This window comes from Ruminococcus sp. 8Y-12 (assembly GCF_058119865.1).
Genome location: NZ_CM176623.1, coordinates 4,147,995 through 4,166,683 on the forward strand (window position 1 = coordinate 4,147,995; position 18,689 = coordinate 4,166,683).

The 18,689-nt window shown below is 47.9% G+C and carries 14 protein-coding genes and 1 tRNA gene; all 15 read right to left on the minus strand.

Annotated features, from left to right (window positions below; all coding sequences use genetic code 11):
• Positions 1-3 precede the first annotated feature (3 nt).
• The 15 genes from ligA to AC0THY_RS16820 all read right to left on the minus strand — a co-directional run bounded on the left by ligA (position 4) and on the right by AC0THY_RS16820 (position 18,456).
• Positions 4-1,959, minus strand: a complete 1,956-nt coding sequence (gene ligA, locus AC0THY_RS16750; protein ID WP_489991733.1) for an NAD-dependent DNA ligase LigA — start codon at positions 1,957-1,959, stop codon at positions 4-6.
• An 11-nt stretch (positions 1,960-1,970) separates the two neighbouring features.
• Complete coding sequence (locus tag AC0THY_RS16755) at positions 1,971-2,750, minus strand: pseudouridine synthase (RefSeq protein WP_489991734.1); 780 nt, start codon at positions 2,748-2,750, stop codon at positions 1,971-1,973.
• 155 nt (positions 2,751-2,905) lie between these two features.
• Positions 2,906-3,340, minus strand: a complete 435-nt coding sequence (locus AC0THY_RS16760; RefSeq protein ID WP_489991735.1) for a hypothetical protein — start codon at positions 3,338-3,340, stop codon at positions 2,906-2,908.
• Between the two features lie 154 nt (positions 3,341-3,494).
• Positions 3,495-4,433: an SH3 domain-containing protein gene (locus tag AC0THY_RS16765; protein WP_489991736.1), complete on the minus strand. Its 939-nt coding sequence runs from the start codon at positions 4,431-4,433 to the stop codon at positions 3,495-3,497.
• Between the two features lie 55 nt (positions 4,434-4,488).
• Positions 4,489-4,561 (minus strand) — tRNA-Arg (locus AC0THY_RS16770).
• Positions 4,562-4,798: 237 nt separating this feature from the next.
• Positions 4,799-5,695, minus strand: a complete 897-nt coding sequence (locus AC0THY_RS16775; RefSeq protein ID WP_489991737.1) for a DUF5688 family protein — start codon at positions 5,693-5,695, stop codon at positions 4,799-4,801.
• A gap of 302 nt (positions 5,696-5,997) precedes the next feature.
• Positions 5,998-6,324, minus strand: a complete 327-nt coding sequence (locus AC0THY_RS16780) for a cupin domain-containing protein (protein WP_489991738.1) — start codon at positions 6,322-6,324, stop codon at positions 5,998-6,000.
• Positions 6,325-6,454: 130 nt separating this feature from the next.
• Complete coding sequence (locus AC0THY_RS16785) at positions 6,455-7,249, minus strand: hypothetical protein (protein WP_489991739.1); 795 nt, start codon at positions 7,247-7,249, stop codon at positions 6,455-6,457.
• Positions 7,250-7,409: 160 nt separating this feature from the next.
• Positions 7,410-7,967, minus strand: a complete 558-nt coding sequence (gene efp, locus AC0THY_RS16790; RefSeq protein ID WP_489991740.1) for an elongation factor P — start codon at positions 7,965-7,967, stop codon at positions 7,410-7,412.
• A gap of 95 nt (positions 7,968-8,062) precedes the next feature.
• Entirely contained in the window at positions 8,063-9,127 is a 1,065-nt protein-coding gene (locus AC0THY_RS16795) for a M24 family metallopeptidase (protein ID WP_489991741.1), read from the minus strand.
• Positions 9,120-9,623: a shikimate kinase gene (locus AC0THY_RS16800; protein WP_489991742.1), complete on the minus strand. Its 504-nt coding sequence runs from the start codon at positions 9,621-9,623 to the stop codon at positions 9,120-9,122. Before AC0THY_RS16800 ends, AC0THY_RS16795 begins: the two co-directional genes overlap by 8 nt.
• 2 nt (positions 9,624-9,625) lie before the next feature.
• The gene (locus AC0THY_RS16805) at positions 9,626-10,126 is read right to left on the minus strand and encodes a YqeG family HAD IIIA-type phosphatase (RefSeq protein WP_489991743.1); all 501 of its coding nucleotides are present in this window, start codon (positions 10,124-10,126) and stop codon (positions 9,626-9,628) included.
• A 54-nt stretch (positions 10,127-10,180) separates the two neighbouring features.
• Positions 10,181-11,035: a patatin-like phospholipase family protein gene (locus AC0THY_RS16810; RefSeq protein WP_489991744.1), complete on the minus strand. Its 855-nt coding sequence runs from the start codon at positions 11,033-11,035 to the stop codon at positions 10,181-10,183.
• A gap of 16 nt (positions 11,036-11,051) precedes the next feature.
• Positions 11,052-12,269, minus strand: a complete 1,218-nt coding sequence (locus AC0THY_RS16815; protein ID WP_489991745.1) for a pyridoxal phosphate-dependent aminotransferase — start codon at positions 12,267-12,269, stop codon at positions 11,052-11,054.
• 118 nt (positions 12,270-12,387) lie between these two features.
• Positions 12,388-18,456, minus strand: coding sequence for a glycoside hydrolase family 2 TIM barrel-domain containing protein (locus AC0THY_RS16820; RefSeq protein ID WP_489991746.1), 6,069 nt, complete (start codon positions 18,454-18,456; stop codon positions 12,388-12,390).
• Positions 18,457-18,689: the final 233 nt, after the last annotated feature.

Consider the following 18,689-nt stretch of genomic DNA (forward strand, 5'->3'; position numbering starts at 1 on the left):
AACTTACCCCAGCATTTCTATAAATTTATCTTCAGATATAATTGGCACTCCCAGCTCTTTCGCTTTTTTATTTTTTGATGAGCCAGAGGCTGTGTCATTGTTGATCAGATAATTAGTCTTGGAAGTCACAGATCCTGTTACTCTTCCACCCCTCTCCTCAATCGCTGCCTTTACCGCATTTCTGTTGGCAAAGTGGTTCACACTTCCGGTAATGACAAAGTTCATACCCTCAAAGATCGGTTTGACTCCCTCTGTCTTCGGAATCTCTATACTCAGCTCCGAAAGCAGCCGGTCCAACGCGTCCGCATTCTTTTTCGATGCAAAATAGTCCGCCACCGTCTTTCCGATAATGGGTCCGATACCGTCCACTGCTGCCAGCTCCTCCGCATCCGCGCTTCTGATTTTTACAAGATCATAGTCAAATGCTTTGCAGATCATCTTGGCGTTGGCCACACCAATATTGGGAATTCCCAGGCTGTAGAGAAGTCTAGGCTGTGTGGTATTTCTGGATTTCTCAATACTGGCCGCAAGGTTTTCATAGGACTTTTCACCAAATCCCTCCATGGAAACGATTTCCTCCCTGTGCTGGCTCAGGTGAAAGATGTCTGCAAACTCCCTGATAAATCCTCTGGCAATAAACTTTTCCAATGTGGCCTCTGAAAGCCCCTCAATGTTTATAGCATTTCTACTGACGAACAGGGTAAATGATTTGATCCGTTTGGCCTGGCATTCGCTGTTTATGCACACAAGGGTTTCCACATCGTTCACAGCCTGGATCTGTGTAGGTCCCCCGCAGACGGGACAGTGCTCCGGAACCTTTACGCTGTTGCTCCTGGTCAGATTCTCCGCGATCTGAGGAATAATCATGTTGGCCTTGTAAACTTGTATATTGTCCCCGATCCCAAGCTCTAGAGATTTCATTATGCTTAAATTGTGGACACTTGCCCTGCTCACGGTTGTCCCCTCCAGTTCAACAGGCTCAAAGATCGCGACAGGGTTAATAAGCCCTGTCCTGGAGGGACTCCACTCAATCTCCAGCAGATGTGTATCCCTGATCTCGTCCGCCCACTTAAATGCAAAAGAGTCTCTGGGAAACTTTGCGGTATTGCCAAGTGAACGTCCGTATTCGATATCGTCATAAAGCGCTACCAGGCCATCGGAGGGGATGTCATTCTTCTTAACCGCATTTGCAAACCAGGCCACAGTTTCCTCCAGATTGTCCGCGGTAACCTCCCGATACTCCACAACCGCAAATCCCTGACTTTTCAGCCACTCAAACTGAGCCTTCCTGGAATTCTGGAACTCCACGCCTTCTGCCTGTACCAGGGAAAAAGCATAGAACCGAACCCTTCTCTTGGCTGTGATCTCGTTGTTAAGCTGGCGTACAGAACCACTGCACAGGTTTCTGGGATTCTTATACTTGGCATCTACGTCCTCAATCTCCTCATTGATTTTTTTAAAATCACTGTAGGAAATCACTGCCTCTCCTCTGAGAACCAAATCCCCCTCATAGGGGATGGAGAGTGGGATGTTTTGGAACACTCTGGCGTTGTTGGTGACCACCTCTCCCACTTCCCCGTTTCCCCTGGTAACTGCTTTGGCCAGTGCACCGCCGCTGTAGGTAAGCACTACGGTCAGACCGTCCAGTTTCCACGACAACAGCGCCTTTTGTTCTCCAACAAAATCTTTCAGTACATCCACATCCTTGGTCTTGTCCAGGGACAGCATGGGACTGGCATGGCGTTCTTTGGGAAGCTCATCCACGGACTCATACCCCACTGCAGTTGTGGGACTGCCCGCCAAGACTACACCTGTCTTTTTCTCCAGCTGTGTAAGCTCATCATAAAGCCTGTCATACTCCAGATTGCTGATCAGCTCCCTGTCTTCCTGATAGTAAGCCTTTCCCGCTTTTGTAAGTATTTCTGTCAAGTCTCTCATTCTCTGAAGCTCTATATCCATTTCTTCCTCCATCACCGCTTTTTATATCTGGAATCACTGCTGGAACCCTTCATCATTTCATACAGTTCCTCTATCTCCTGATCCGTAAGGCTTCTCCATTTCCCAGGCTTTAAACCGCCCAGGCGGACATTCATGATTCTCACTCTTTTCAGTTTCACCACACGGCAGCCGCAGTATTCACACATGCGCCGTATCTGCCGGTTCAGTCCCTGAGTCAGAATGATCCGGAACCGGTCCCTGCCCAGCTTTTCCACACGGCAGGGTCGGGTGAACTGTCCCGCGACAGGAATCTTCCCCTCTGCCATCCGTTTTAAAAACGCATCGGTCACCGGCCTGTCCACCGTCACCTCATACTCTTTCTCGTGGTAATTTCCAGCGCGCATAATTTTATTTAAAATCTCCCCGTTGTTCGTCACAAGCAGAAGTCCCTCTGAGTCCTTGTCCAGCCTGCCAATCGGAAAGACCCTCTTTGGATAGGAAAGCATCTCCTCCACCGTTTCATCCCCCCACCGTTTGTCCGTAGTGCACACCACACCCACCGGCTTATTCACTGCCAGCAGAACCATCTCCTTCTCCCGGCTCAAAGGCTGCCCCTGGACTCGGATATCCTGCCCCGGCAATATCTTCATACCAGTCACAGCCGTCCCGCCGTCCACTGTCACCTTACCTGACTCTATCAACCGGTCTGCCTCACGCCTGGAACAGACACCCGCTTCACTCAAATATTTATTTAACCGCACTTGGCTGTTTCCATCCCTATGTGCAAACTCCTGCTGCATCCGGTTGCTCATCGTGCTATCCTTCCTCCATGTCTGCATTTCTCAATTATTCCCATAGAGTATAACACAAAAATACACTTTCGGCTACCATAAGCCTGAGGAACCACATCAGAGAAAAACAGCGGTCCCTGAGAACTTTTATCCCTCGGAACCGCCTTGCAAACGAACTATATATATGATTTCAGAATCCTGATATTCTCCTCCTCGAAATCCATGAATTCCTCTGCGATCTCATAGGCCATACGGCCAATCACATCATTCTCCTTCACTGTGGACATGAGATGGCGCAGCCGTCGGGCGTTTTCCTTAACCATCATGTCCGCCACATGCTCTGTACTCACATTCAGGGCAGTGCCCGCCTGTATGGATGCCCACCGCTTTGTCCTGTCCACAATACTGATGGGCTCTGGCATAACACCTGTCTCCAAGAGCTTATCCTCTGCCTTTTCCTGCAATCTGGAATACTTGGCTGCCTGGCGGTTTAAATCCAGGGCCAGCTCATCGTCGTACACTTTGCTGATCACAGTGTGAATGTCCAGAAGGGCTGATCTGCTCCCCTGGCTGATCTCCTCCAACACGTTCTGTTCCGATTGGGACAACATCGCCTTACCTCCTGCATACTTTTTCTTAGCATGTGGAGAAATGTAATTTTTATGCATGGGAATAGGGCGTTCTTTCCTGCACGGCAGAGATTTACAGGAATAAGAATGAACCAGGTCAATGATCATGACCTGGTTCTATCAATTTCTCAAACTTTTATTCTCCGGAATTCTGTACAGAGGAGAGATCCTCTGTCAAATAATCACTCTTTACATATCCAACTGCATCACCATAGCGAACCTCGGACCAGCCGTTGTCCAGCTTTTTAATGCGTGTCACTGTCTCTCCCACAGCCAGCATACCGAGTGGGTCAGCCGTCTCCACGGAATCGGATCTTACATAACACACATCCGTGGCTGCCACCTTCTTATTGGCTTCCACACCTGCCTCGTCGCTATTGGGAAGTACCGCCTCTGTTTCAGAAGCACCCAAAGCCTTCATTGTACTCTTCAGGTTTGGATCGGATTCTTCCGCTTCAGCATATCGCTTCTCTACATCTGCAAGAAGTGCAGCCACATCAGGTTCCGCGGAAGTCTTATTAATAAACGCCTCCACCTGCTCATCGCTATGTGGATCTGCCACATACAAGCTGCCATCATCATTTGTACAAATATATAGCAGACTCAAGCTTGGAGCCATGGTATCCACATCTATGATCTTACCATCATAACAAGCATAGACTACATATGAGCCCTCGACAGGTCCATTCTTCGAATAGACAGTCATATTGTTATAGCTTTCTACAAAATTGTTATCAAAAATTGCCTGCTGGGCATCTTCATCCAAAGACTCTACAATCTGCTTTAAGGTGTCGATGTCTTTGCTGACTACTGCAGTATAATATCTCTGCACCAAATCTAATATTGCAGCGTCATTCTGCACCAGAGGACTTGAGGTCTCTGACTCACTTTGCGTTTCTGTATCCACCACTACGGCAGGCTGCGAACTGCTTTCACTTCCCTTATCGGGAGTTTTCTCACCCATGTTGCCGATCAGCTTCACTGCAAAGACAGCCACTACAATGATTAGAATGACAGCTAAACCCAGTAAGATATATCTTAGATTATCAGATAGCCACTCTCTAAAATTATCCACTATGCTTACCTCCATTTTTACTATCTGTCTGAAATACTTTCGTATATAAAAAGAGCGCACCTGGAGGGATTCGAACCCCCGACACACGGTACCGGAAACCGTTGCTCTATCCCCTGAGCTACAAGTGCCTGTCTCTTTTCCAGAGGCCTGTAATCGATCAGTGCGTCCCACTTCAGGCCTTCAGACAAATATGTCCTTTGTCATTACTCCCACAAACAATACTTTTTGGGATAAACAACACAGTTATGATACCACAATCCAATTTAAAAGTCAAATAAAACGAAAATTTGCCTATCTTATGCACTTTTGAATCACGTTCTTACGGTATGCGCAGTAAATACGCACGCCTGCCTGAACTGTTACCTCTATAAGCTCAATCTATGACTTTTTCTTTCATAATAATATACTCGGTCCGAAAGAATTTCCTCCGGGAGTACCTGCGTGGTGTTAATTTCCCTTACCATGGCCTCCAAATCTTCCTGTCCGGCACCTGAGGATGCCGGCACAATAATCACCTCATGGACGCTGCTGGGCAGTACAAAGAAGTCGTCCTGAATCCGATCTCCTATCTCTGCTAAAATGCTGTCGTACAAAATACAGGCAGCTCCCAAATATTTTTTCACATTGGACAGCACAAACATGGGAACCTGCTCTTGCACTGCATCCTCCTTAAACACCAGCTCTTCCTCTGTAAAGCCATCCTTTAAAAGCTCTCCCATCCCCTGAAATTCATAGGGCAAAAGCTTCTGCGTATTATTTCTCCCTCTTTCAAATATTTCCTCCTGGCTCACATTCCACATTTCCAGATGGCTGTTGTAAATCAGGATCATGCCGTTCCCCAACTGTGGATTGTCCAGCATACAGTAATACACCACAGCCAGGTCCAGGCAGGGAAGATGGGGAACCCGTTTCAGAAGCTCCCTGTTCTTTTCATAGTTGACCAGCTTACAGACAATCCTGTCCTGCACTTTTTTAAAATCTGTATAAAACTCCGGATCTATGGGGACATGTACCTTTGTCTTTTCATAGACCTTCAGAATTTCTGCGGCAAGTTCCGGAAGCGATGCCCCTTCCTCATATGATTTGAAATAGTCCCCTACGTAGATCATGGGAGAGATACGCCTGTTTTCCTCAATGATAGAGAGTCCGTCCATCTCTATCCCATTGTTTTTTGTCACTCGGCGAAGTTCTACACGCACCGACTTCCCTGCCTGCTGCTGTACTTTTGTTTTTAAATTGCTAACAAACTCTTCGTACTTCAAAACATCCCTTCTTTCTCTGTATTTAGTTTTTTAGGTTGGATTTGTAGTGCGAATGCACCAGATAATTATGTTTCTTATTAGATTTTTATATCACTTATCATATCACATTATAGTGCGTTTTGCAAGTACATTTATAAAAAACTACTGAGTAAGCCTTTACTCTTACTGTACAGACTGCAGGAAAATGAAGCAAGGGGGCAAAACCCCATTTCGTAAATGATAGAAGAAAGGCAATTCCTCAGAGCAGGAACTGCCTTTTATAAGCTTGTACAAAAATATGATTGCCAAAAACGTATTTGCCCCTAGTCAAAAATAATCAATGCCATAAATATCAAATCTGTCTCACCAGTATTGACAAGTCCATGTCCATGATTATCTGGAGTAAAGGTCACATCCCCTGCTTTCACCGGCCCTACTACACCGTTGTCATCATAGTCACCCTCACCGGAAAGAATATAGTAGGTTTCGCTCTCCCCGTGGTGCTCATGGTATCCCAGAGAGCAGCCTGGTTCAATGGTTACCTCCGCGTAAAGTCCACATTTGCCGTTGAGCTCTTTTTCTTCTAAGAGATGTTTAATGGTGACATGCCCCTTGCCTCCGCACATGTTTTCAATTCTCTCTGTTTTCATTTCAAATTCCTCCTTGTTTTTATAAAAAAGCAGAAAGGTCCCAAAAACACTTTCGCCTTTGAAAACCTTTCTGTTTAAGTTAAGTATCGTAAATTGCAAAAATTTGTCAAACAGTACTTGACCTGTCTGTCTATTTTCTCCATTTCAGTGCATAATAACCATTTACTTTAGAACTCTTGGATGTCCGGTAAACTCTTATGTAGTAAGTTCCTTTCGGAAGCTTGCCTCCTTTTGTGGTCTGCAGTTTCATGGTTCTGGAATTATTGTACACAGACTCATAGGCATATCCTGTAAGTTTTATCCCTTTAGCAGGCGTCACCTTAACGGAAATGGAACCACTTGAAGCGCCCTGTATATCCAGATAAATCTTTGCAGGCTTTTTTAAAGTTATCTTGTAGTAATCCACTTTCTTTCCGGATTCACCAATCCCCATCACGCCATACGTTTTCTTCTTTTTCTTAAGTGATACTGCCTTCTTTAAAGAAGTACCGCTCTTTTCTTTGAAAGCTTTAAAATCATACGTTAGCACAAAAGCATCAGGTGTTTGCACCTTCAGCATATAGGTCCCTTTGTTCACCCCATAGAATGCTGAACTGGAGTAATCTGAATAGGCATTCACATAAGTGGAATCCAGTTCTTTTCCTCTGGAGTTGCAAAGTTTAACCGTCAGTCCTCTTGTGTAAGTGCTATAAGCCGTACTGTACTGTCCATACCCGGAAAATGCAAGCAGTCCGGAGGACTTTACCTTAATCTTGTAGTAATGTGTAATTGAATTGTCCTGGTCAAAGTTCGTATATACTTTTTTTGCAGTCATATTTGTATACTTATTTGCCGCAAATGTTGTCATTCCGAACAGCATTGCCATAACGCAGGCAATTACAGCGAGCCCCATCAGTTTGCTTAAAATTCTTGATTTCTCTTTCATTCGTTTCTCCCTTCTTGAGTCAGATTCTTTTTATAATTTTATCATACTTATGTATCACAGGCAATCATAACTTAGACAAATTTGGTTTTTTTGTTTCACATAAGGTATCTTCCTAAAAAATAAAAATTCCAGGCTCCAAAAGCCTGGAATCATATGCATCTTATACCCTGGAGAGATATTCCCCAGTTCTTGTATCAATCTTGATCTTATCTCCTGTGCTCACAAACAGAGGAACATACACGGTAGCACCTGTCTCCACAGTGGCAGGCTTGGTTGCTCCCTGGGCGGTATCCCCCTTGAAGCCCGGCTCCGTCTCAGTGATCTCCAGCTCTACGAACAAAGGCGGCTCAACTGCAAATACGTTTCCGTTGTGGGAACATACTTTCACCATCTCGTTCTCCTTAACAAACTTCAGAGCATCCCCTATAGCATCCTCATTCAGAGCGATCTGGTCGTAAGTCTCCACATTCATGAAATGGAACAGATCCCCGTCTGAATACAGATACTGCATATCCACCCGGTCAATGCGCGCCTGTGGGAATTTTTCTGTGGGGCGGAAGGTTTTTTCCACTACCCCTCCGTTGATTACATTTTTTAACTTTGTACGAACGAAAGCAGCACCTTTTCCTGGTTTTACATGCTGGAACTCGATAATCTGCATAATATTGCCTTCGATCTCCAGCGTAATGCCGTTTTTAAAATCTCCTGCTGATATCATCTGATATTCCTCCTTAAATTTTCAAACATAGGAATCGTCTTATTCCCATAGATATTGATATTCTATAATATAATCTTTCTTTTTTCAACCATTTTTTACAGCTGGATCAGTTCTTTGGGCGACTGAGTGAAATTTCTGCACCCATCCTCTGTAATTACCACCATATCCTCGATCCGCACACCCCCAAATTCCGGCAGGTAAATACCCGGCTCCACAGTCTGTATCATTCCCTTCTCCAGTTTTGTATGGCAGTTGGGCGACAGTCTGGGCTCCTCGTGGATGAACAGGCCCACCCCATGTCCAAGGCCGTGGCCAAAATACTCCCCGTATCCTGCCCCCGCGATCAGATCTCTCGCAGCTTTATCCACCTGAGCGCCGGTCAGGCCGGCCCGTATAACGTGCAGTGCCGCTCTCTGAGCCTCCAGCACAATGCTGTAAATCTCCTTTTGCTTTTCACTGGCTTTTCCCACCACTACCGTTCTGGTCATATCTGAGCAATATCCATCCCAGATACAGCCGAAATCCATGGTCACAAAATCTCCCTTCCGGATCTTCTTTTCCGACGGGATCGCATGGGGCATGGCAGAGTGAAGCCCTGAGGCCACAATGGTGTCAAAGCTGGTGCCTGACGCTCCCTGCTCTTTCATAAAGTATTCCAGCTTGGCAGCTATGGCAAGCTCCGTGACTCCCGGTTTGATCTCATCCAGGATGTAGGAGAAGGCCTTATCCGCAATGGATTGCGCATTTGCTATTTTGGCAAGCTCTACCTCTGTTTTAACCATCCTCAGACTGTTCAGGCTGTCTCCCAGCGGAACCCACTCTGCCTTCCCGCACGCTTCCCTCAGTTTATGAAAGTCCGCACAGATCATCTGGTTATCCTCATAGCAAATGGCACGGATATGGTCTTTCGCAAGCTGTTTGCCCAGAAGCTCTGCGTATCCCGTTCCCCCGCCTGCCTCCAGGATCTCATATCCCTCTGTCTCTTCTGAAGCCTGAGTAGTATATCTGCTGTCCGTCATCAGCACCTTTCTCTGGCCTGTCAGGTACAGATACCCGGTAGCTCCCCGAAATCCGCTGATGTAGTGCATATTGTAACCATCGGACACTAATATTGCATCTGCCTTTTTATCATGCAAAATCTTTTCCAGCTTTTCATACATGGCACTTTATCTCCTCCACAATCCGGCGGTAGCCCTTTTGGTCTGTTACGATATCAATATCCGCCGTCTCCTGATAAACACACCCTCTCGCCTGCATCAGATCCCTGATTTTTGTCTGCAGATCTCTGCCCTTTAACATGGGACGGCTGGTGTCTCCCTGCAGCCGCTCTACCAAAGTATCTACCTCTGCTTTCAGATAGATGACGGTTCCCAGCTGTTTTAAATAGTTCCGGTTCTCACTGCGCATTGGAAGTCCTCCCCCCACTGCAATCACCAGACGATTCTGTGCGTCCATCAGCTGCCGCAGAGTCAATGTCTCCAGATCTCTGAAATATTCTTCCCCATATTCCTCAAAGATATCGGTAATCTTCATATGGGCCTGCTCTTCAATCAAATCATCCGTATCCACAAACGAAAGCTCCATGGCCCGGGCCAGCTTTTTTCCAACACTGCTTTTCCCCGATCCCATAAAGCCGATTAAAATAATATGGTTCATATTCACTGTTTCCTTTGTTTTTTATAAAAGTAGAGCACAATCCTCTCCAGATACCGCTTCAGCACAATCTGAATCTCTTCTTTAGGATGGATGGGTTTTACCAAAATAGTTTTCATACCAGCTCTCTTTGCCCCAAAGACATCTGTAAAGAGCTGATCCCCTACAAAAAGAGCATTTTCACAGGTACATCCCATCATTTCCATTGCTCTTTGATAATTTTTCACAGATGGTTTGTGGGCATTTTCGATGAATCTGGTCCCCACCGCATCCGCAAAGGGCTTTACCCTGGGAAGCTGGTTGTTGGAAATCAGACAGCTCTCCAGATCCTGTTCCCTCAATCTCTCAAAAAGGCGTACCGCCCTCTCATCCGCCGGAGCACCGTGGGGCACCAGGGTATTGTCAATGTCAAACAATACTCCCCTGTATCCCTGCTCCCGCAGTTCTGTAAAGTCTATCTGGTAGGCGGACTCCACATATTCGTCCGGATAAAAACACTTAAACATGGATCTTCTCACAATCTCTCTGCTGAGGCACTGCCCTGGTGTACGGTTACTTTTCTATGCATCCAGAAAACACAGCATAGCTTCATACTGCTTTTTCATCTGTTCATATCCGTGACTATAAAATCCCATCAATGCATCCGGTTTTGTTTCCATCCTGGATATGGCCGGCACTTGGGGGCGGACCACGAAAATTCTGCCCTCCGACTCCCACTTTTCAATACATTCCAGAGTCCGGTTATACTGAAGGGGACGTCTGCATATGGCTTTGACCACCTCCGGATATTTTTTCAGAGCAGCTCCATAGATGGCCATGGCCTTTCTGGATATGCTCTTTCGATAGCCCTTATTTCTTGTCAAAATCACCACATTTTTACGGCAGCCCAATTGCATGGCATGAAACAGAGGAATCGAATCCGCCAGGCCCCCGTCTAAATATGGAATCCCCTGAAGTTCCACCACCGGGGACACCAGAGGCATACTGCTGGATGCCCGTGCAAGCAGCATCAGCCGGTCCGGATTTTCATATTCCGCAAGGTACTCTGCCTGTCCGGTCAGACAATTAGTCACTACAATCTCATGGCCCATGGGAGAGGCGAAAAAGGTATCAAAGTCAAAGGGATACTTTTCCTTTGGATCTATATCAAAAAGCAGGTCCATGTCAAACAGGCTTCCTGTGTGAAGGGCCCTCTTGAAATCAATCAGCTTCCCATCTTCCTCCCTCTGGCGTATGGTACAGTCACGCATCCTTCCTCTCTGTCTTGAGAGAAAATTCAGCAGATTGCCAGACCCTGCAGAGACTCCGATTACATGGCGGATCATAAAGTCCTGCTCCTGCAGAAAATCCAAAGCTCCTGCAGTAAAAACTCCTCTGACTGCGCCTCCCTCCAGTATCATTGCTCCATCCTTCATCTTTCTCACCATCCAATTAATTCTGCCTGTAGTTCTTCAAAAACAGCTCCAGCTTATTCATGGCCTCTGCGAGCACCTCCACCTTGGGCAGATATACTACCCGGAAATGATCCGGAGTAGACAGGTTGAACCCACCTCCGTGCACCATCAGTACTTTCTCCTGTTTTAGAAAGTCCAGAACAAACTGCTCATCATCTGTGATATTAAATCTGTGCGCGTCAATCTTTGGGAAAATGTAAAAGGCAGCCTCCGGCTTCATAGCAGAAAGCCCCGGGATATCATTCAGAGCCTTGTATATATACTCCCTCTGCTCATAGATGCGTCCTCCCGGCAGAATCATCTCGTCCGGAACCTCCACGCCCTCCAGCGCAGTCTTTACGATTGCCTGGGCCGGAACATTGGAACACAAACGCATGGATGAGAGCATGTTCAGACCTTCTATGTATCCCTTAACCCTGGATTTGTCGCCGCTCAAGCACATCCATCCAACCCGGAAGCCTGCCACTTTGTGGGACTTGGACAGTCCGTTCATAGTAATACAGAACAGATCCGGAGCCAGTGAGGCTATGGAGACATGCTTCTTCCCGTCCATCACCAGCCTGTCGTAAATCTCATCTGCAAAGATAATCAGCCCATGCTCCCTGGCTATCTCCACAATCTGTTCCAGGATCTCCCTGGGATACAGGGCTCCTGTAGGATTGTTTGGATTTATCACTACGATTCCCTTTGTCTTATCCGTGATCTTTCTGCGGATGTCTTCCATGTCCGGATACCAGTTGGACTGCTCATCGCATACATAGTGCACCGGCCTGCCCCCTGCCAAATTTGCAGCTGCTGTCCAGAGAGGGTAGTCTGGAGCCGGCATAAGAATCTCATCTCCGTCATTGAGCAGTCCCTGCATGACCATCACGATCAGCTCACTGACGCCATTGCCTGTATAAATATCATTAATTCCCACTCCGGGAATATTTTTCTTTTTACAGTATTCCATGATTGCCTGTCTGGCCGGAAGAATGCCCTTGGAGTCTGAGTACCCTTCTGTATTTCTGAGATTATGCGCCATATCCGCTATGATTTCATCCGGCGCCTGAAAGCCAAAGGGCGCAGGATTACCAATATTCAGCTTTAAGATGGGGATGCCCTCCTCTTCCATTCGCGCGGCCTCATCCACCACAGGTCCTCTCACGTCATAGCATACGTTTTCTAATTTTGTAGATTTTTCAAATAATTTCATATGGTCCTACCCCTTTCATGCTAAGCATGTAATTTAGTATATACCAATCTTTTTTTTCTCACAACAAAAATTTTTATAAAATGGAGAAGAGCAGCCAAGGCTGCTCCTCTCGTTTCCTTTATTTCACGCGAACTCGTTTCTTCGCACTGTCCTTTGTATAGATCTTCCGGCCATCCACTGTTCTATAAGCTTTGATTTTTACGAAATACGTCTTTTTAGAGGTCAGCTTTTTTATGGTCTTTACGGTTACCGTACCCTTTTTGACAGTCAGCTTCTTTGCTCCCTTAAGGCTTGACTTTGCCCCATATTGGATCACATAACCCTCTGCTCCCTTTACTTTCTTCCACGAAAGCTTTGCTCTCTTCTTTCCAGATTTTAAGGATTTGATGGTTACTTTGGAAGCCTTGAATCTCTCCGCTGACAACAGTTTTTCCAGTTCTGCCTGTGCAGCTTTTGCTTTTTCCAGGGCATCCGTGGCTTCCTTCAGCTTTGCTTTTGCTTCTGCTTTGCTGATGTCTCCTTCTATCCATAGGGCGGCGGCTTCCGCAGCGTCTGCCTGGGTTTTTGCGGATTCTGCAGCAAATTCTGCGCTGGCTTTTGCTACTGCGGCAGTGGTCTTTTGGGCCTCTGCCTGGTCTTTTGCATCTACTGCCGTATCTTTTGCTGTTAAAGCAGCAGCCTCTGCCGCCAATGCCTCATCTCTCGCTTTATCAGCAGCTATTTTCGCAGCCTGGGCATCCTCATCGAATTGTCCAACAGCCTGCTGTGCATTCTTTGCTGCAGTATCCGCCAGCTGTGCCTGGGTTTTTGCCTGTTCTGCACCTCTCTTTGCGGTATCCGCGGCCGTCTTTGCGGCTTCGGCGGCATCCGCGGCTGTCATGGCAGCAGATGTGGCGGCTTCTGCCTGAGCTATGGCTTTCTCTGCGGCTGCTTTGGCCATCCCGGCTTTTTCTTTGGCCCCGGCACTGCCAGCTGACTTGCTAAGATCACTCTCTGCCTTTTTCAAGGAAGCTGCGGCGGCAGCCTTAGCGGCTTCTGCGGCTGTCTGAGCCGAACATGCAGAGGCTGCATCTGCGGAGGCTGCATCTTTTGCAGACTCTGCGGCTGTCTGGGCGGCTTCTGCGGCCTCAGCATCTGCTTTAGCGTTTGCGGCAGCCTTACCAGCCTCCTCTGCCGCCTTCTCTACTGCAGCGAGATCGGATTCTTTATCATACATTGCTTCAAATCCAATCTTACCGGCTGCCATCTTATCTGTATCTGCCGTGATGGGCTGGATGGCAAAACGTTTCCGGTAAGTGGGATACGTCCCGTCCGCATTGGCCTGTGTCGTGGGATAATATCCGCTCAGCGGAATATGATTAAAGAATGCTGTGTTGCTGACACCTCTCTGCATGGTGTCCACGCACAGATACGTTTCCTCATCCATAGGCACCTCTGTAGAATGCCGAATGGGCTGATTGTTATAGGGATAGTCACTGACGGATGGATTCAGATTCTCGGCCTTTACATGAAGGGCGGAGGTCTCCATGGTTCCATCTGCCCGCACAAGGATTCCGCTGCCCGCTTCATTGGTCAGGGAAGTCCAGCGCACATCTGTACGGTTTCCATTTTCCTGAGGCTTTATATGTTTGCTCTCAAACTGTTCGGTGACAGTACTCTTGTATACACCCACATCAGTGGATGTGTTCCGGTCAATGTAGTTCTCTTCCGGCCCCCGTCCGAAGTACTCCAGATTTTCATAGCCTGCCGCCAGTGTCATTCGCATGCCAACCTTTGGCAGCGCATACTGTCCGACTGTGCCCGGAGCAAAGTTACTCTTTGGCGTGAAGGAGCTGTCCACTACAATCTCGCCGTTTCCATAGATATCATAGGTAATCGTCTGTTCCGCATCCACCGGAAGGCTTACACGCAGGGCCACCTTGATATGTTTGCCATTCTCATCCATGGTAATCACCGGTTCTCTGGAAAGTTCCATGGTATCTGCTTCATTACTGAGCGCGCTGTTGTATTTTACCGGTATGTCATTGTATATCTGTGCTCTCCAGAAGCTGGGTACCGGACCTTTCTCCAGAACTACCTGGCCATCCACACAGTAATCCAGCAGGAGGCCGGTCTCTTTGTCCATCCTCAGTGAGAAGGACCTTCCGGCGTCTGTGGTTCCCTCTACCGTCAGCATATTTTTTCCATTTTCTGCCTTGGTGAAGGTACTCATATTGGTATACTGAAGGAGTGTCTTTTCCCCTACATCCGCAGGCGTAAGGTCAATCTGCGTATGAGCGGCCACATTGTCATAAGTACCTGTGGAGGCATCCCAATCCGGCTGCTTCCTATGCTCTGCCACAAACTCCAGCATATATACTTCGCCAGCCTCTGGCACCACTTCCGGGAGAGTGACGGTCACCGTCTCTTCTCCAAATGTGCTTCCATCCAAGCCGTCTGTGGAAAGCTCCAGCCTCCCATGGCCAATCTCGGCATCGTCCTTTGTCAGTTTCCAGGTAATGTCATAGTCTTTCAGCGTGCTGTTCTCCAGCTCATTGACCACTTTGACCCTGATCTGCCTGTCAGTGACCTCAGACTCTTCATTCTCCAGATAGAAATTGATCTGCTGATGGTCATAGCGCATCTGCACTGCCATAGCTGACGGAGTGCGGTCTGCGAACAGGACGCCGTTTCCGCAAAAAGCGTCCGCGTTGCTGGACGCATCAATCCAGTCTCCGCCGTATCCCCAGAAGGTATTTCCTTTTTTCGTGGTCTCCAAAGACTGGTCCACCCAATCCCAGACAAATCCCCCCTGGAGGTTGTCATAGGTGCGGTTCAAATCCCAGAAAGCGTCAAAGCTTCCGAAGGCCTGTCCCATAGCGTGCTCGTATTCCTGCTCAATATAGGGAAGCTTGTTGCTGGTGTTCTCTGCGTATCGCTTGACGGCAGAGGCCTCCGGGTACTGAGTGCTGTGAACATCTACGATATTTTTGCTTCTCGTCTCCATGCCCCAGGGATCTGCTCCCGCATCTTTCTGATAACGGTGTCCATTGTATCCGTCAGATTCCCGCTCATACATACGGATTCTGCTGGGATCACGGTTCAGTACAGCCATAGCCGCTGCCCAGAAGCAGTAAGCATTGTTCCATTTAATACTGGTGTAGGTGGATTCATTGGCGTAAGACCAGCCGATGATGGAAGGATGGTTCTTCAACAGCTCTACCATATTCATATTCCGGTCCATGACCGGAGTTACCCAGCGGCTGTCCGCGCCCGGAATCGGTGTGGAGTGGTCTGCGTAGCCTCCGTAATGGGATTCCACATTCGCCTCCGCATAGACATACAATCCCAGTTCATCGGCCAGATCGTACAGCAGCTTGTCATTTGGATAATGGGAGGTGCGGATGGCATTCACATTGAACTGTTTCATTAATTTCAAATCATCCGTAATTTCCTGCCTTGTCACAGCATTTCCTGTTTCCAGGCTTGTGTCATGGCGGTTTACCCCGCGGAATATGATCTTCTGGCCAGTAATCTGCATCTGTTCCTGGCCTGCCTCATTGATATCCACTTTGTAGATCTCACGGAAGCCCACATTCTCTGCCTCCGCCTCCAGCACGTTTCCAGCTCCGTCCTTCAGTTCCAGGGTCACCATATACAGATTGGGCGTATCCGGAAACCACTTCTTGGGATTCTTTACTTCAATGGTGGCCGTCTTGGTATCTCCCAGATTTAATTTCTTTTCACTGTCGGCCGGTGCTGCTTCCTCATTATTCGAGCCGCTTACCCCCTGCAGGGCAGTCAGCGTGTCATAGCTTAGCGTGTCTTTTCCCACTACCTTACCGTCCGCATCCAGAAGCTTCACATCCACTGTAAAGCCTTCTGTATTCTCGTTTTCAGTCAGATTACGCACAGACACATCCACATTCATGGTCACATCGCTGTTCTTATCGGTCCGGTCTGCAAATTCCGTCTGTACAAAAAAATCGCGAATCTCTGCATCCTGATTCTTAGAGTACAGGTACACGTCCCGGATGATACCGCTCTCCTGGATAAAATCCTGGTTCTCCAGATAGCTGCCAATGGAGAAGCGGTAAATTTTTATAGCCAGGGTATTTTTCTCACCAGGCGCATTTAAGTATGGCGTTATATTAAAGTCATGGGCAGTAAAGCTATCGGTACTGTAGCCTGCCTGCTTGCCGTTGATGTACAGATAGTAGGCAGATTTTACTGATTGAAGAGAGATAAACGTCTCTCTGCCGTCCCAATCTTTGGGGGTGGTAAACTCTGTACGGTAATAGCCCACCGGATTGTAAATCAGAGGCGCCTGGGGATCATCGTACTCAATGCTGTTCCCCGCGGTTCCCCACGGATAAATGCTGTTTGTGTAAATGGCTTCATCGAAATATTTGAAGGTTTTGTCCTCATTCCGGTAAGTCTGCCAGGGCTGAGGAACAAATTCCTTCTGAAAGTCTGCCCTTGCCTCCTGGGGAAGCGTTTCCTCCAGATAGCCTTTGGCGTCTGCAGACTCTGCATCCGCCGGTGTTCTCACCAGTGCAAAATCCCAGTCTTTCTGAGAGAGGAGCTGATAATAATCACTCGCCTCTGCTCCGGCTTCATCCAGTGCACTCTTCTCGCTGTTCACCGCAGTGGCTGCATCCTGGTAAGGGATAGAGTCTGCATGGGAGGGTTCCCGATTGATTTCAGCTGTGGTGATATCCTTATACCACTCTCTTCCGGTGAAGAGCGGCTCCTCCTCTGTCACATTGACCGTGATAGGGTTGGAAGCATAAGTCTTATTCCCCACGGTGACTGTGGCTGTGATGACCGCCGTTCCCGTTTTCAGGGCAGTCAGCGTATTGCCTTCAATCTTTGCCACTGTCTCATCGCTGCTGTGGACTTCTATGCCCTTCGTCAGGGGCGCGCCGCTACCGTCTTTGGCGGCTACCGTCACCTCTGTTGTGCCTCCCGCCTGAATATAGCTGGCCCCAAGCTCCAGGGTAATGGTGGCTTCCAGCTCCTTTATCACCCAGAGCGTTGTCTCCGCGCTGGATTCCCGCATCTTTACGAGAGCATAATTGTTGTCTCCCTCGGTTCCCACATACAGGCCGGACTCTTTATTCTGTATCCGGAAATTGCCTGTGGACTCATCCTTGACAATCTTCCACTTTTGAGCAACCACATCACCTTTGTTCTGAATCTCTACGTTGGCCCCGCTTCCGCCGCCTTCCAGGGCCAGCGTCAGATCCTTTTTGGGATGCCAGTACACATATCCGTCACCCGCATCGGTGAATACCCACATCCGGGTTTCCTGCAGGGCTGTATTCCACAGATAGAGGCTGCTTCCGGCCCGTACCAAGTCTGCACCCGGCTCCAGCAGATATCCTGCATATTTTACATTGTCGATGCGGTACACACCAGCCCACTCTTCCGAGGCTTTCAGAATCGTCAGAGTGGCCTCTGCCTTCGCTCCCGCCGCCTCTGCTGTGATGGTAACGGTTCCGGGCTGATTGGCTGTAATAATGTTGCCGTCTACGCTGGCAATTGTATCATCACTACTGCGAAATTTCGCATCGGTAACCTCTATGTTATTTCCGTCCTCATCAAAACCGGTCAGAGAGGCTGTGATACTGTCCCCGGTCCGCGCTACGGACGCGCTTAATGTGAGGGAAAGGTTGGACTCAAGCTTTGCCAGGCGCCATGCTTTTGCAGTATCAGACATGGTAATCTGAGAGTGTCTGTCGGAACCGGAACTTACATACCGTCCCCCGTTTATCAAATAATAATGATCTTTGGTTCCCTCCACCTTTTCAATAGTCCACTTCTGTGCCGCATTGGACGTATCCTTGGTCTGTACGCTGACGGAATCCGACTCTGCCTGCATCACCAAGGTATCGCTCTGTTTGGAATACCAATAGTAAGTTCCATTTCCAGCATCCTCAAACCGGAAAATCTCACAATCTGCCGGAGCACCGTCCTCCTGTTCCCACAGCCAGAGGCTATTTCCCTCATAGGCGCTGTTTCCGCCCGGAGCTATCCGCTGTGTGGAATCTGCGATATTGTAGATTCGATAGGCACCTGTCAGTTGGCCTCCCGCCTTGGGCTCTGCCGCCCGGACAGGAATGTCCAGAGATCCAAGCACCAGCAATAAAGCCAGTACCATAGAAATCACGGAACGCATTGTCTGCTGCATCTTTTTTCTTTTCATACGATTTCCTTCTTTCTTTTCATTTACTCTGTAACAATTCAGTCAAGCTGTCCTGTTACTGCATAAATCTTTTAAAATCGCCTGCAGCGATAGGATTTATGCACTCTTGAAGCTTGTCCTTACTGTACACCCAAAGGCATACCGTAACTCATGCTCTATCGGCTGGCGAACAGCTTTCGCTGTTCGTCGAGGAATGCGCAGTAAATGTGCACACCTGCCTGAACTGTTACTTT